Annotated in this window: 10 protein-coding genes and 1 tRNA gene; 6 read left to right on the top strand and 5 right to left on the bottom strand. The window is 37.7% G+C overall.

Annotated elements, in window-relative coordinates; all coding sequences use genetic code 11:
- Positions 1 to 33: 33 nt before the first annotated feature.
- The 4 genes from SLS51_RS04500 to folD all read right to left on the bottom strand — a co-directional run bounded on the left by SLS51_RS04500 (position 34) and on the right by folD (position 3,027).
- On the bottom strand, positions 34 to 717 hold the full coding sequence (locus SLS51_RS04500; protein WP_323835939.1) for a PspA/IM30 family protein: 684 nt from the start codon (positions 715 to 717) through the stop codon (positions 34 to 36).
- 20 nt (positions 718 to 737) lie between these two features.
- Positions 738 to 1,154 carry a DUF2170 family protein gene (locus SLS51_RS04505; protein WP_323835941.1) on the bottom strand — a complete coding sequence of 139 codons (417 nt, stop codon included), beginning with the start codon at positions 1,152 to 1,154 and terminating at the stop codon, positions 738 to 740.
- 785 nt (positions 1,155 to 1,939) lie between these two features.
- Positions 1,940 to 2,152, bottom strand: coding sequence for a ribosome-associated protein YbcJ (gene ybcJ, locus SLS51_RS04510; RefSeq protein ID WP_323835943.1), 213 nt, complete (start codon positions 2,150 to 2,152; stop codon positions 1,940 to 1,942).
- Entirely contained in the window at positions 2,152 to 3,027 is an 876-nt protein-coding gene (gene folD, locus SLS51_RS04515; RefSeq protein ID WP_323835945.1) for a bifunctional methylenetetrahydrofolate dehydrogenase/methenyltetrahydrofolate cyclohydrolase FolD, read from the bottom strand. Before folD ends, ybcJ begins: the two co-directional genes overlap by 1 nt.
- Before the next feature lie 196 nt (positions 3,028 to 3,223).
- On the opposite strand from folD, the gene SLS51_RS04520 reads away from it, so the two are divergent.
- From SLS51_RS04520 to SLS51_RS04550, 6 genes are all read left to right on the top strand, one after another.
- Positions 3,224 to 3,300, top strand: a tRNA-Arg gene (locus tag SLS51_RS04520).
- Between the two features lie 562 nt (positions 3,301 to 3,862).
- Positions 3,863 to 5,419: a type I restriction-modification system subunit M gene (locus SLS51_RS04530; protein WP_323835947.1), complete on the top strand. Its 1,557-nt coding sequence runs from the start codon at positions 3,863 to 3,865 to the stop codon at positions 5,417 to 5,419.
- Positions 5,416 to 6,675: a restriction endonuclease subunit S gene (locus SLS51_RS04535; protein ID WP_323835949.1), complete on the top strand. Its 1,260-nt coding sequence runs from the start codon at positions 5,416 to 5,418 to the stop codon at positions 6,673 to 6,675. Before SLS51_RS04530 ends, SLS51_RS04535 begins: the two co-directional genes overlap by 4 nt.
- Before the next feature lies 1 nt (position 6,676).
- Positions 6,677 to 7,831, top strand: a complete 1,155-nt coding sequence (locus tag SLS51_RS04540; RefSeq protein ID WP_323835951.1) for an AAA family ATPase — start codon at positions 6,677 to 6,679, stop codon at positions 7,829 to 7,831.
- Between the two features lie 25 nt (positions 7,832 to 7,856).
- Entirely contained in the window at positions 7,857 to 10,973 is a 3,117-nt protein-coding gene (locus SLS51_RS04545) for a type I restriction endonuclease subunit R (RefSeq protein WP_323835953.1), read from the top strand.
- A gap of 516 nt (positions 10,974 to 11,489) precedes the next feature.
- Positions 11,490 to 11,750: a helix-turn-helix domain-containing protein gene (locus SLS51_RS04550; RefSeq protein WP_323835955.1), complete on the top strand. Its 261-nt coding sequence runs from the start codon at positions 11,490 to 11,492 to the stop codon at positions 11,748 to 11,750.
- A 91-nt stretch (positions 11,751 to 11,841) separates the two neighbouring features.
- Here SLS51_RS04550 and SLS51_RS04555 read toward each other — a convergent pair whose 3' ends face one another.
- Positions 11,842 to 13,467, bottom strand: a complete 1,626-nt coding sequence (locus SLS51_RS04555; RefSeq protein ID WP_323835957.1) for an SIR2 family NAD-dependent protein deacylase — start codon at positions 13,465 to 13,467, stop codon at positions 11,842 to 11,844.
- Positions 13,468 to 14,255 lie beyond the last annotated feature (788 nt).

Genomic DNA, 14,255 nt, shown 5'->3' on the forward strand with positions numbered 1-14,255 from the left:
AAAAAGCAGGATCTTAATTTAACAACTGGGTATTTACTTGCCAAGGATACGAGCAAGTTCATCTTCTGCGGACATAGAACTTGACGTTATGCCAGCCTCTTTAAGCTTTTTATCCAGATCGCTAGAAGTCATACTATCGTGGAGCTCCTGCTGAGCCTCGAACTGAGCCGCTTTCTCAACCTGACGTGACTTAATACGCTCAAGGGAATCAAGAGCGGTAGATGTTTTTGAAGAAGCGCCAACGACAGAACTGTGAGTCGCCGCCTGGGCTTTCTGCACCTGTTCAGTGGCCTTAACCAAATCAACTTGGTTCTCAAGCTGAGACACCTTCTTTTTCGCCTCTTGTACAGTGTGTCGGTGCGTCGTTTCAGCCTTCTGGAACGATTCAAACAACCCTTGTTCTCTTTCCAGTTCGTCACGCAAGGTCGCCACTTTCTGAGCACACTCCAGAGCAAGCCCATTGTCACCTTTACCCGCAGCAGAACGAGCATAACCCTCGTACTCTGTAATACTGCTTTTGATATCCGCAACCTTTTTCTCTGCCATTTTTCGTTTAGCAATAATGCTAACCAAGCTTTCATCCGCACGGCGGATTTCTGCTTTTGCTTCTCGGATTTCCTGATCAAGAATCGTCAGAGCATTACCATCAGCGACAGCTTCTGCCGCGTTATTTACCGTTCCCTTAATTGCCTTAAAAAGCTTTTTCCACACGTTCATTAATATTTGCCTCTATATTGTTATTTTAGGAACTCAGAATACGCATCAAGAAGTTCAGTGATGTTGGCAAACAACGTAGAGACTTCGATAACAACGCTTTCCTGTTTTGATTCTGATGCCAATGAACCAAAAGCGGTATAGTAAGATTGACCCTCTACTTTAGTTATTCCAACTGAAGTCAGAGGAATCATCTTGTGCGTTTCTAAAATAAACTGATTTAAAGAAGCGGGATCTAAAACATTCTCTTCCGAAAACAGTAATGCTTCCACTGTAATTTGTCTGCCACAAATAGCCAGATGTGCTTTAATTCCGTCTTCATTAGTCATTGCAAGACATTCACCTATTTGCTCTACACTCCAGTTATTACCGGATTCATTAAGAGCTTTAATCACTTGATTTAATTCCAAACTATCTACTCCACTGGTTTGTTTTATCATTAAAATCAGTATATTAAGTTTAAATTATCATCAGATTAAACATTTTTCAATAAGTATTGCGTTAAAATAGCCCAGTATTAAACCTAAGATATTCATAAGTATGGTAAATACTAAAAACGCATAAAACCTTAAATATAGCATTACTTAACATTATTAAAGCTTCATACCCTTTGCTCAGTAACTTTGTGCTATCTCAATACCTCTTGCACAAAACACCATTAGAATACTCGCATAAAAAAACTTATCCTGGTGGGTGATTAAAACCACTCTTAACTAAGGTTGCTTTATCGCCTTGGCGTATCACAGTAAATAGAGAATTGCAGGGTAAAATAAGAACGTCCAGTAAAATCAACCGATATTGATAAAAGTATCCATTTTGGTTATCAACCCATTTAACCTTCTAATATTAAAGCTAAAATCTTTTTCAAACTCCCGTTTATCTCCGATATAAAAACCTTCTCTAGTTAGCGTTTTTTACATTCAACAGAGATTAACCTTATGCATTAACTATCAGATTTAACCTTTATTTACCGCCATAATCTTTTCATCACCATTTCAAATATCTGTTTTCACTTTATTTGAAAACTAACAAAGCCGATTTATGCAATAAACAGAAAAGTGATAATGATAGAGACAGAGATTAAAAGGGTGATAAAGCGTTTATATTTTTACTATTTCACATTGAGATATCTTTTAACAACAGATAGTTAGGTTAACTGCCAGCAAAAACTTATCGGATTTACCCGTAATCTGGACTCCCTTCATTTTAAGGGAGCCCATTTTCATCATTTTTTAATGTGAACAGATTTACCATTAAAGGTAACAACCTGCCCGGTTATCGCTTTATAACGTTTACGGGTTTCTATCTGACCGTTTACTTCAACCAGACCTTCAGCAATAACCGCTTTAGCGCTGGCGCCGCTTTCGCTCCACCCTTGAAACTTCAACAGATCACACAGCGCCACATGAGGATGGCCTTCTAAATAAAAACTTTCCATTAACAACCTTCAATTTTTTCCACATCGTGGTATTCCTCGCAGGCTTGCAAGGTATTCTGGATAAGTGTCGCGACTGTCATCGGGCCAACCCCTCCTGGAACCGGAGAGATCCAGCTTGCTCGCTCTGATGCAGTTTCAAAATCAACATCACCAATCACTTTGCCATCTTCCAGGCGGTTAATGCCGACATCAATAACAATAGCGCCGGGTTTAATCCATTCGCCGGGGATAAAGTTTGGTTTACCGACCGCCACAATGAGCAAATCTGCGTGCTCCACATGATGGCGTAAATCTTTAGTAAAGCGATGAGTCACCGTGGTGGTACAGCCAGCTAATAACAACTCCAGGCTCATTGGGCGACCAACAATATTTGAAGCGCCGATAACGACAGCATTCAGCCCATAAGTGTTGATTCCACAACGCTCAAGCAACGTTGCGATACCGCGCGGAGTACAGGGACGCAGCTTTGGCGCACGTTGACACAAACGACCAATATTATAGGGATGGAAGCCATCAACATCCTTATCAGGCTGGATACGTTCCAGAACTTTGACGTTATCAATACCGGCAGGTAAAGGGAGCTGAACCAAAATACCATCAATTTCTGCATCATTATTAAGCTGATCGATAAGATTCAACAATTCTGCTTCGCTGGTGGTATCTGGCAGGTCATAGGAACGGGAAACAAACCCGACTTCCTCACAGGCACGACGTTTGCTTGCGACATAAATTTGAGAAGCCGGGTTTTCGCCGACTAAAACAACGGCAAGACCAGGAGCACGTCTTCCCGCAGCAACACGTTGTTGAACACGTACTGCGACTTCACTTCTGATTGTCTGCGCAATCGTTTTCCCGTCAATAATTTTTGCTGGCATGTACGAATAAATCCATAAATCAAACATTGGGATACTGCCTATTTTGTCAGAACATGAACGTGCTGTCAGTTTTATTGATAATCAGAAAATAGCCAGATGAAGATTTATAAGCAGAAAAGCCATTGACTCAAGGAGTTGTCACCGTATAATCTCTCCCCGCGTCAGAGCATTACTGATGCAGCTCATCTCTCAAGATGCGCCCTTAGCTCAGCTGGATAGAGCAACGGCCTTCTAAGCCGTAGGTCACAGGTTCGAATCCTGTAGGGCGCGCCATCATCACTTCCGTCAACGTCTATTGAAGTCCACTAAACCCAGTAAATACAAGACATTGCTACAGTTCCTATTCTTTCTACGCCCACTATAGTTTGTTGAAATCCATCCTATAATGGGGGTACATTTGGTTGGGGGTATGTTCAGGTTCAATGAAGTGAGATACCCCCTGATGAAGCTAACATTATAGGATGTGTGGAATTCAACCCCGCTACCGATCTAGCCAGAGCACTCAAAGCACCTATACTCCCCACATCTTTTAGCTATCTTAGTGATTTCTTGATAGCCTTACAAAGCCATTCTTATCAAGCTGTACGAGATTACAGAGCGCAGGAAATACGTTTTCCCCGGTCGTAACGATGAGGGTAAGCCAATGAGTGAAGCTGCTATTAATCAGGTTATTAAGCGTATTGGCTATCAGTGTTGGAAGCAGTCCAAAATGCCCCAGAGATGACGACTAAACTTGTCGCGATTCAAAATGATTAGAACGTCTTTACTCGTTATAATACTGGGATGATTATGGGCCGATGGCCATTCAAAAACGTATTAAAAGTGGAGTTTCACAATGACAAGTACCCAACAACGCGCCGAACTACAGCGTCAAATCTGGCAAATTGCTAACGATGTGAGAGGTTCGGTGGATGGCTGGGATTTCAAACAGTACGTACTAGGTACACTGTTCTATCGCTTTATTAGTGAAAACTTTGCAAACTACATTGAAGGCGGTGATGAGAGTATCAACTATGCTGAGCTTTCAGATGATGTTATCACTGACGATATTAAAGATGATGCCATTAAAACCAAGGGTTATTTCATTTACCCAAGCCAACTGTTTGCTAATATTGCCGAAAGTGCTAATAAAAATGATAATTTAAACAAAGACTTAAATTCTATTTTCGTCGCTATTGAAAGCTCAGCCAACGGCTACCCATCTGAAGCCGAGATTAAGGGTCTTTTTGCCGATTTTGACACCACCAGTAACCGTTTAGGTAATACCGTTAAAGACAAAAACACCCGCTTAGCCGCAGTCTTGAAAGGCGTGGCAGAGCTTAAATTTGGTCACTTTGAAAGTAACAAAATCGACCTGTTTGGTGATGCTTACGAGTTTTTAATCTCTAACTATGCTGCCAATGCTGGTAAATCAGGCGGTGAATTTTTTACACCACAACACGTTTCTAGACTAATCGCTCAGCTCGCCATGCACGGGCAAACCAGCGTGAATAAAATATATGATCCCGCCGCTGGTTCGGGTTCACTGCTATTACAAGCCAAAAAACACTTCGATGCCCACATTATTGAAGACGGTTTCTTTGGTCAGGAGATTAACCATACCACCTATAACCTTGCGCGTATGAATATGTTTTTACACAACATTAACTACGACAAGTTTAATATTATGTTGGGCAACACCTTAACTGAACCGCATTTTGGTGATGACAAACCATTCGATGCCATCGTCTCTAATCCACCGTATTCGGTGAAATGGATTGGCAGTGATGATCCAACACTGATCAACGATGACCGCTTTGCTCCCGCTGGCGTATTAGCGCCGAAGTCCAAAGCCGACTTTGCCTTTGTTCTGCACGCATTGAGTTACTTATCCAGTAAAGGCCGCGCGGCAATTGTTTGCTTCCCGGGTATTTTTTACCGTGGGGGCGCTGAGCAGAAAATCCGCCAATATCTGGTGGATAACAACTATGTTGAAACCGTGATCTCACTAGCACCTAATCTGTTTTTTGGCACTACCATTGCTGTAAACATTCTGGTGCTGTCTAAACACAAAACTGATACCACTACTCAATTTATTGATGCAAGCTCTCTGTTTAAAAAAGAAACCAATAACAACATACTTACCGACAATCATATCGAACAAATTATGCAGGTGTTTGATAGCAAAGCTGATATTGAACATTTGGCAAAATCAATCAGTTTTGAAGCCATCGCCGCTAACGATTACAACCTATCGGTGAATAGCTATGTCGAAGCTAAAGATAACCGCGAAGTAATTGATATTACAAAACTCAATGCCGAATTAAAGATCACTGTTAAAAAAATCGACCAGCTACGAGCGGATATTGATGCCATTATTGCTGAGATTGAGGGTACGGAGAGTGAAGCATGAGCAATTTGAGTTTTATGGAAAAATTGCTTGAAGGCGTTGAGGTGGAATGGATGGCCTTGGGAGAAATTGGTGAGTTAGTTCGTGGTAATGGATTACAAAAAAAAGATTTTACCGAAACCGGTGTGCCTGCAATTCACTATGGACAAATTTATACTTATTACGGTTTGTCTACGACAAAAACTAAATCATTTGTTTTGCCTGAGCTAGCCAAAAAATTACGGAAGGTTAATACAGGTGATGTTGTAATCACAAACACAAGTGAAAACCTTGAAGACGTTGGTAAAGCACTGGTTTATCTGGGCGAGCAACAAGCAGTTACCGGTGGGCATGCCACAATTTTCAAACCAAGCCCAATTATCTTAGGGAAATATTTTGCTTATTTCACTCAAACAACCGAATTTGCAAATGAAAAAAGGAAATATGCAAAAGGAGCAAAAGTTATTGATGTTTCTGCATCTGATATGGCGAAAATCCAAATCCCTATTCCGTATCCTGAAAAACTAGAAAAATCGCTTGCATTCCAAACCGAAATCGTCCGTATTTTGGACACCTTTACCGAGCTTACTGCTGAACTTACCTCTGAGCTTACCGCCCGCAAAAAACAGTACAACTACTATCGTGACCAGTTGTTAAGTTTTGAAGAAAGTAAGGTGGAGTGGAAGGCATTAGGGGAAATTGGTGAATTTATTCGTGGCAAACGTTTTACTAAAGCTGATTATGTAGAACACGGTATAAGCGTTATCCACTACGGTGAAATTTATACACAGTATGGTGTATCAACCAGTCATGTGCTTTCAAAAGTTAGACCTGAAATGGCAACGACTTTACGCTATGCAGAGCCGGGGGACGTTGTGATAACCGATGTTGGAGAAACAGTTGAGGATGTAGGCAAAGCTGTTGCGTGGATCGGAAATGAAAAAGTGGCTATTCATGATCACTGTTATGCTTTCCGTCATGCGATGAATCCGAAATTTGTTTCCTATTGTATGCAAACAACTCCATTTATTGCTGAGAAAGCAAAATATGTTGCTCGAACCAAAGTCAACACATTGTTGATTAATGGGTTTGCAAAAATATCTATCCCAGTTCCATCCATTGAAGAACAGAATCGTCTTGTCGGTATTCTAGATAAATTCGACGCTTTAACTAACTCCATTAGCGAAGGTTTGCCTCGTGAAATTGAACTACGCCAAAAGCAATACGAATATTATCGCGATCTGCTGTTGAGTTTTCCCAAGCCAGAGGTAGAGGCATGATATGAACAAAACGCTAACGGGAATAGCCCAGCAGCTAAAAGATGCCAACAAAAAAGTACAACTGATCTATGCCTTTAATGGTACGGGTAAAACCCGGCTTTCGCGGGAATTTAAACAACTAATTGCGCCAAAAATTGATAATGATGAAAGTAGCAACAATGAAGAACTATCATTGACGCGTACTAATTTTTTGTATTACAACGCCTTTACCGAAGACTTATTTTACTGGGATAACGACTTATCTGAGAATACAGAGCCTAAACTCAAAATCCAGCCGAATTCATTTACAGATTGGGTGCTGAAAGACCAAGGGCAAGATCGGAATATCATTGCTAACTTTCAACACTATACGGATGAAAAATTAACTCCACATTTTAGTGAAAATGGTTCGGAAGTTACATTTTCTTTCGAACGTGGCAATGAAGCACGAACTGAAAATGTTAAAATATCAAAAGGCGAAGAAAGCAACTTTATCTGGAGCGTATTTTACACACTGATTGAGCAAGTCATCAGCGTGCTGAATGTTGCTGAACCCGGTGAGCGAGAAACAGATCAGTTTAATCAATTGCAATACGTCTTTATTGATGATCCTGTGAGCTCGTTAGATGAAAACCATTTGATTGAGTTGGCAGTACATCTTGCTCAACTTATTAAATCTAACGAGTCTAGCGTTAAATTCATCATCACGACGCATAACCCTCTTTTCTATAACTTGCTACACAATGAGCTAAACAGTGATGATAAAAGCTATAAAAAGAAATGGTTTGAGAAATACAGGCTGACAAAGCATGAAGATGGCACATATCAGTTAGCAATCCAACCGAATGATTCACCATTCTCATATCATCTTTATCTGAAGTCAGAACTTGAAAAAGCCATTGAAAACGGTCAATTGAGCAAGTATCACTTCAACTTTTTAAGAAATATATTAGAAAAAACCTCTACTTTTCTTGGCTATAAAAAGTGGGGTGATTTATTGCCAAAAACCGATGATGGCAGACCTAACCCTTATGAAGCCAGGATTATTAATATCTCTAGTCATTCAAAACATGCAGGTGAAGAGGTCGCTGAGCTTACGGAAGATGACAAGCGTGTTTTGCGTTATCTGGTTAATGAAATTAACACTATGTACCGCTTCCAACAGGCAGAAAATTAGAGTGAATCGAATTTATAGGTGAAGTATGAACGAATACAAAACTATTGCTGAATCAAATAACTTTATCGTACTGGATAAATACATTAAGGAATTGCAGCTAAATGAAACCTACCAAAGCGAAGGTGATTTAGAACGGGAATTGATCGACGATTTAGTCAACCAAGGTTATGAATATGTTACTGGCTTAAACACGCCCCAAAACATGCTGGCTAATGTGCGGGAGCAATTGCAGATACTGAATAATGTTAATTTTTCAGAAAGTGAGTGGCAACGCTTTGTTGAGCAATACTTAGATAAGCCCAACGATAACAACATAGATAAAACTCGTAAAATTCATAACGATTATATCCACGACTTTGTTTTTGATGATGGACATATCGAGAACATCTATCTCGTCGATAAGAAAAACATTGCCCGTAATAAAGTACAAATCATTAAGCAATTCAAGCAAACAGGGGCGCAAGCGAATCGATACGATGTAACCATTTTGGTTAATGGCCTGCCATTGGTACAAGTTGAGCTTAAAAAGCGCGGAGTTGCTATCCGTGAAGCCTTTAACCAAGTGCACCGTTATAGTAAAGAAAGCTTTAATACAGAAAACTCACTGTTTAAATACTTACAGCTTTTTGTGATTTCAAACGGTACAGATACTCGCTATTTTGCCAATACTACCCAGCGTGATAAAAACAGTTTTGATTTCACCATGAATTGGGCCAAATCTGATAATACGCTGATTAAAGACTTAAAAGATTTTACAGCCACATTTTTTCAGAAAAATACCTTGCTGAATGTGTTAATTCATTATTCTGTATTTGATGTTAACAACACTTTATTAGTGATGCGCCCCTATCAAATAGCGGCTACTGAACGTATTTTGTGGAAAATTAAAAGTGCGTATCAGGCTAAAAATTGGAGTAATACTGAAAGTGGTGGCTACATTTGGCATACCACGGGGTCAGGCAAAACCTTAACTAGTTTCAAAGCGGCGCGTTTGGCTACTGAGTTGGATTTTATCGATAAGGTGTTTTTTGTGGTCGATCGTAAAGATCTGGATTACCAGACCATGAAAGAATATCAACGTTTTTCGCCTGACAGTGTTAATGGTTCGGAGAGTACCGCAGGGCTAAAACGGAATATTGAAAAAGATGACAATAAAATTATTGTTACTACCATTCAAAAATTTAATAACTTAATAAAAAGTGAAAGCGATTTACCAATATACAATAAGCAAGTAGTGTTTATTTTTGATGAGGCACACCGCAGCCAGTTTGGTGAAGCACAAAAAAACCTAAAGAAGAAATTTAAAAAGTATTATCAATTTGGTTTTACGGGCACGCCAATTTTTCCGCAAAATGCTTTAGGAGCAGACACCACCAGTAGTGTATTTGGCCGAGAATTACATTCGTATGTGATTACCGATGCCATTCGTGATGAAAAAGTATTGAAGTTTAAAGTTGATTATAACGATGTAAGACCACAGTTTAAGTCCATTGAAACTGAACAAGACGAGAAAAAGTTAACAGCGGCAGAAAACAAGCAAGCTTTTTTACATCCCGTTCGTATTCGTGCAATTTCCCAGTATATTTTAAATAACTTCAGGCAAAAAACACATCGTCTCCAAGCCGGCGGCAAGGGGTTTAATGCCATGTTTGCGGTCAGTAGCGTGGATGCCGCCAAAGCTTATTATGAAGCGTTCAAGCATTTACAAAAAGAGACTGAAGAAAATAAAGCAAATAAAAAACCGCTTAATGTTGCCACTATCTTCTCTTTCGCCGCTAATGAAGAGCAAGATGCTATTGGTGAGCTTATTGATGAAAGTTTTGAACTCACCGCAATGGACAGCAGTGCCAAAGAATTTTTAAGCGCAGCCATTGATGATTATAATGCAGCGTTCAAAATGAATTTTGGTGTAGATAGTAAAGGTTTCCAAAACTACTATAAAGACCTCGCTAAGCGAGTGAAAAATCAAGAAGTAGATTTACTGATTGTTGTTGGCATGTTCTTAACAGGATTTGATGCGCCGACATTGAATACTTTATTTGTCGATAAAAATCTGCGTTACCACGGCCTAATGCAAGCTTTTTCACGTACTAACCGTATTTATGACGCCACGAAGACCTTTGGCAATATCGTCACCTTCCGTGATTTAGAACAGGCTACAGTTGAAGCCATCACTTTATTTGGTGATAAGAACACCAAAAACGTGGTGCTGGAAAAAAGCTATAAAGAATACATGGAAGGCTTTACTGATTTAGTCACTGGCGAAGCACGTCGCGGATTTTTAGAGGTAGTGACAGAGCTACAAAGACGCTTTCCTAATCCTGATGATATTGTTAAAGAGCAAGATAAAAAGGATTTTGCCAAACTATTTGGTGAATATTTGCGTGCGGAGAATGTACTGCAAAACTATGATGAATTTGCAGGATTAAAGGCTCTACAACATGTAGATACTAGTAATCCGGAGGCTGTCGAGGCATTTAAAGTTAAATACTACCTGAGTGATGAAGATATTGCCGCGATGCAAGCGATTGAGATGCCAACTGAGCGTGCTATTCAAGATTATCGCTCAACCTATAATGATACGCGTGATTGGTTACGCCGTGAAAAGTCGTCTAACGAGAAAGATAAATCTACTATTGACTGGGATGATGTCGTCTTTGAAGTGGACTTGCTCAAATCGCAGGAAATTAATCTAGATTACATTCTTGAGTTGATTTTTGAAAACAATAAAAAGAATAAAAATAAGGCAGAGTTAATTGATGAAGTTCGCCGTTTAATTCGTTCCAGCCTTGGCAATCGAGCAAAAGAAAGTCTAATTGTTGATTTCATTAATCAAACTAACTTGGACGAAATTATCGACAAGGCCAGTATTATTGATGAATTTTTCAAATTTGCTCAAGCTGAACAAAAACGTGAAGCAGAAGAGTTAATTAGCTCGGAGAAATTAAATGAAGATGCGGCTAAGCGCTATATTACAGCATCATTAAAACGAGAATATGCAAGTGAAAACGGCACAGAGCTCAATTCCACTCTACCTAAGTTAAGTCCACTTAACCCGGAATACAGAACGAAAAAGCAGGCTGTTTTCCAGAAAATTGCTGCATTTGTCGAGAAGTTTAAGGGAGTAGGTGGGCAAATATAGGTGTGAGCTAATATACAGAATTATTTACAGGGTCCAGTCGATCTACTACTCGCTATTATAAGCCACTTACCAACCATCTAAACACCTTGACGTTTAGATGGTTGGTACGCTATTTTTCCCTCTTCCATTTGTATCATTATCTCACCTTTCCTCGGCTCACAAATTGATGAGTCTCAATAGTTTTAAACACCACAACAGATTGTAATTATTGTGAAGCTATTTTTACTATCAAACAAATTGAGCTACGTCTTGATCTCATTTCACTTTATACGTGCAGGGTGGCTTTCACTCATACAGCTTACACCTCTAACTATCTCTGGTTGAAATATTCAGTGGATGGTTTCTCTACACCCAAACAATTAACTTATTGCAGCTACCTGACACTTAGCCTTGCAGCGTTTTGCTGTACCTGTTGGCATTTTAATGCTCGCACTACTTTTGCTAACCGTTCGCAGAACTTAAGGCGTCACATTTGCAGGTTTACCGCTGAAAGTGACGCGGCAGCAAAAGGACAACATGACTCTTACAGGCTCACGCCTACATCAAGCGGATATAATTGCTGTATTACGTAAGCGTGGAACAACCTTAGCGGCTGTTCCTAGTGAAGCGGGAGTCAGTTCATCTACATTAGCCAATACGCCCAGTCGGCCTTGGCCTAAAGGTGAATGGATTATTGCTAACTATCTCGAAATTCATCCCTCTGGAATTTGGCCTAGTCGGTATTTTGATTTTAATGGTCAACTTATTGAGCGAAAGGCTAGAAAAGCATTCAACTAGAAGAGGCTCGATTTAAATGGATATTTTTTTGTGGGGGTACTAAGCACCCCACTAATTTTTATTTAGAGCTTTTCTTTTAGTTAAGAGAAGTTTAGTCACCTTTATTTAGCAAATCTAAACTTACATCTCCATATGTTAATAAATCAAAAGCTAAAAATAACTTTCTTAAGTTTGATTTTAAATGATCATCCTTTCCATTTCTTTTAAATAATGGAAAGGCTTCTTCTTGGATATATTTCCTTAATTCATCTTTACTGATTGATTTTATGTTCTTTATTATAACCAATAATTCTTTGTTTTTTAATAAGTTCTCGGCTTTGATATCTTCAATTGATCTAAACCCAATACTTGAGTATTTTTTATCCAGATTAACAGATTTAACTAAATTATCTATTTTTCCATGCATATTTATTCTTGTTTCTATTTTTTTCATTTCTTTTTTTGATATTTTTATATTATGGAAATCACAAGATTTTATTAACTTTGAGAAAGGAGTTCTGGCATGAGGAGGACAATCGATAAGAAATTCAATAGCTGATTTATTTGGTATTTCACTTTTATCAAAGATATAATCTTCTAAATATTCCATTTCTTTTACTCTAATATAAACAAGTTGTTTATCACCTAAAGCAACAACTAAATTCTTACCAGAATTGGCATGTTTCTCTAATTCATCCAAATCAGAAGGTGTGACTAATAGACTACCTAGATTTCCTTTTTCCCCCTCTTCTAGTATAAGTTGCTTTATTACCCTTTGATATCTAAGGATATCATATGGCGGCAACCCTTCATCTATATTACTTATTTCATCATATATCTTTTTATAATTATCTGTTTCTATAGATGTATACGTTATTTGTGATTTATCATCTGTTCTATGTGTTTTTATAATATCCATTTCATCTTTTTTAAACTCAATAAAAATAATTCTTTCAGCAGATTTTCTTTTGTCTTCTTTCGGAAGTTGTGAAGAAAAATCAGTCAGTAGTTTTTTTACATTTCTATCTGTTAATGAATATCCAATAAAAATTATCGAGCTTTTTATCATACTTGATAATATTTTTGCGCTAATCAGTATAGATTTACTATCATATCTTTCATAATCATAACTATTAATTACTATTGAATTAGGTAATTCTATATCTCCGTGTATCTTATATAACTCACTCCATCCAATAGTATCATCAAAAAAACCGTCATTGCCAATATACATTTTAGGTTCAACATTTTGTTCTGACAAAAGTGTTTCAATAAATGAATCATAATTTGTTGTAATGATCATTTTTGCATTTTTTAAAAATTTCTTAAATGATTCAAGTTCATCTTTTTTAATATTTGGTTTTAATTTATTTTGTTTAAATCTTTGGCATAAAGAATACTTAAATGGTGATATATCCTCATCAAAAACTCTTTTTGATGTCAATCCTTCTAATGATATTTTCCCTGAAGTAAATAATTCCTTGAATTTTTTTTCAATGTAAGTTGCTGCGTCCGAATATATTTTATGATTTAAATCAGGATCATTTTGTTTTTCTTTATATTTATCCTTTATTTCCGATAAGTAATTATAAAAACCTTGACCATTGTTATCAATTTTATTCCAGTATTCTTCCAGCAACTCAGGCCATGTTGGAGAATTTTCCAAGTATCTTTTAGACATTCCAGATCCAATAAATACTATTGGATAATTTTTGAAGTTAAAAATAGAGTCAGACATTTTAAGCCCTTTTCATAAAGATCAGCCGACCACTGGTATACTGCATATAGTAAAACATATTAAATCACTTTTTCTAATATTTTGATCAGAGCTTACTTAATTTGTGAGATATGTTGGCGATTAAAAAATAAACCAATGTTATAATAATGATGATTATTAATTTATGAAATAACAAATTGTTACATAGTAACAATTTGTTATTTTAAGGTGCAATCTATTTACTCAGAGAAAGTAATACCATAATGATACTATCAGCACAAAGTTTGATAATAAAGGAAAAAAATATCTTCTCTACTTTTATTAGTGGGGATATCCTTTCAAAGAAAGGTGGATTTAAAATGTAGTAAAATAATCAGGGGGTATAATTGGGGATATGGTAGATAATTGAGTTTAAAATTATTAAATAAAATTTTATATCGAATCCTGTAGGGCGAAAACGGACTATCACTGATATTAAATCCAAAGACATGCTGAGTGTGTTGCGTAAAATGGAACAGAGCGGCATGTTGGATAGCTAAAAAAGATGTGTATCGATGAACTAAGCAAGTATAAATCAGATATCCAAGCATATTGGTTACCTCTATAGAGCTACGGCCCTCTATTTCCACTACACGATAAGTATCATTTCTATATGAGCAGAGATTTCATACGGTTTGGATTGATGTTGCAGTGGTATGGAGTTATTCAGATAGGTTGAAAAAGGGAGAGAGAAATAATGTGAGAGATTTGGAGAAAAGCACATGATATAACCATCTAACCATCTAAACATCAAAATGTCTAGATGGTTG

Origin of the sequence: Photorhabdus africana (assembly GCF_035181445.1) — a bacterium.
GTDB lineage: Bacteria > Pseudomonadota > Gammaproteobacteria > Enterobacterales > Enterobacteriaceae > Photorhabdus > Photorhabdus laumondii.

Coding starts and splice junctions, on each gene's coding strand:
- SLS51_RS04500 (WP_323835939.1), bottom strand. CDS start 717: ATGAACGTGTGGAAAAAGCTTTTTAAGGCAATTAAGGGAACGGTAAAT.
- SLS51_RS04505 (WP_323835941.1), bottom strand. CDS start 1,154: ATGATAAAACAAACCAGTGGAGTAGATAGTTTGGAATTAAATCAAGTG.
- ybcJ (WP_323835943.1), bottom strand. CDS start 2,152: ATGGAAAGTTTTTATTTAGAAGGCCATCCTCATGTGGCGCTGTGTGAT.
- folD (WP_323835945.1), bottom strand. CDS start 3,027: ATGCCAGCAAAAATTATTGACGGGAAAACGATTGCGCAGACAATCAGA.
- SLS51_RS04530 (WP_323835947.1), top strand. CDS start 3,863: ATGACAAGTACCCAACAACGCGCCGAACTACAGCGTCAAATCTGGCAA.
- SLS51_RS04535 (WP_323835949.1), top strand. CDS start 5,416: ATGAGCAATTTGAGTTTTATGGAAAAATTGCTTGAAGGCGTTGAGGTG.
- SLS51_RS04540 (WP_323835951.1), top strand. CDS start 6,677: ATGAACAAAACGCTAACGGGAATAGCCCAGCAGCTAAAAGATGCCAAC.
- SLS51_RS04545 (WP_323835953.1), top strand. CDS start 7,857: ATGAACGAATACAAAACTATTGCTGAATCAAATAACTTTATCGTACTG.
- SLS51_RS04550 (WP_323835955.1), top strand. CDS start 11,490: ATGACTCTTACAGGCTCACGCCTACATCAAGCGGATATAATTGCTGTA.
- SLS51_RS04555 (WP_323835957.1), bottom strand. CDS start 13,467: ATGTCTGACTCTATTTTTAACTTCAAAAATTATCCAATAGTATTTATT.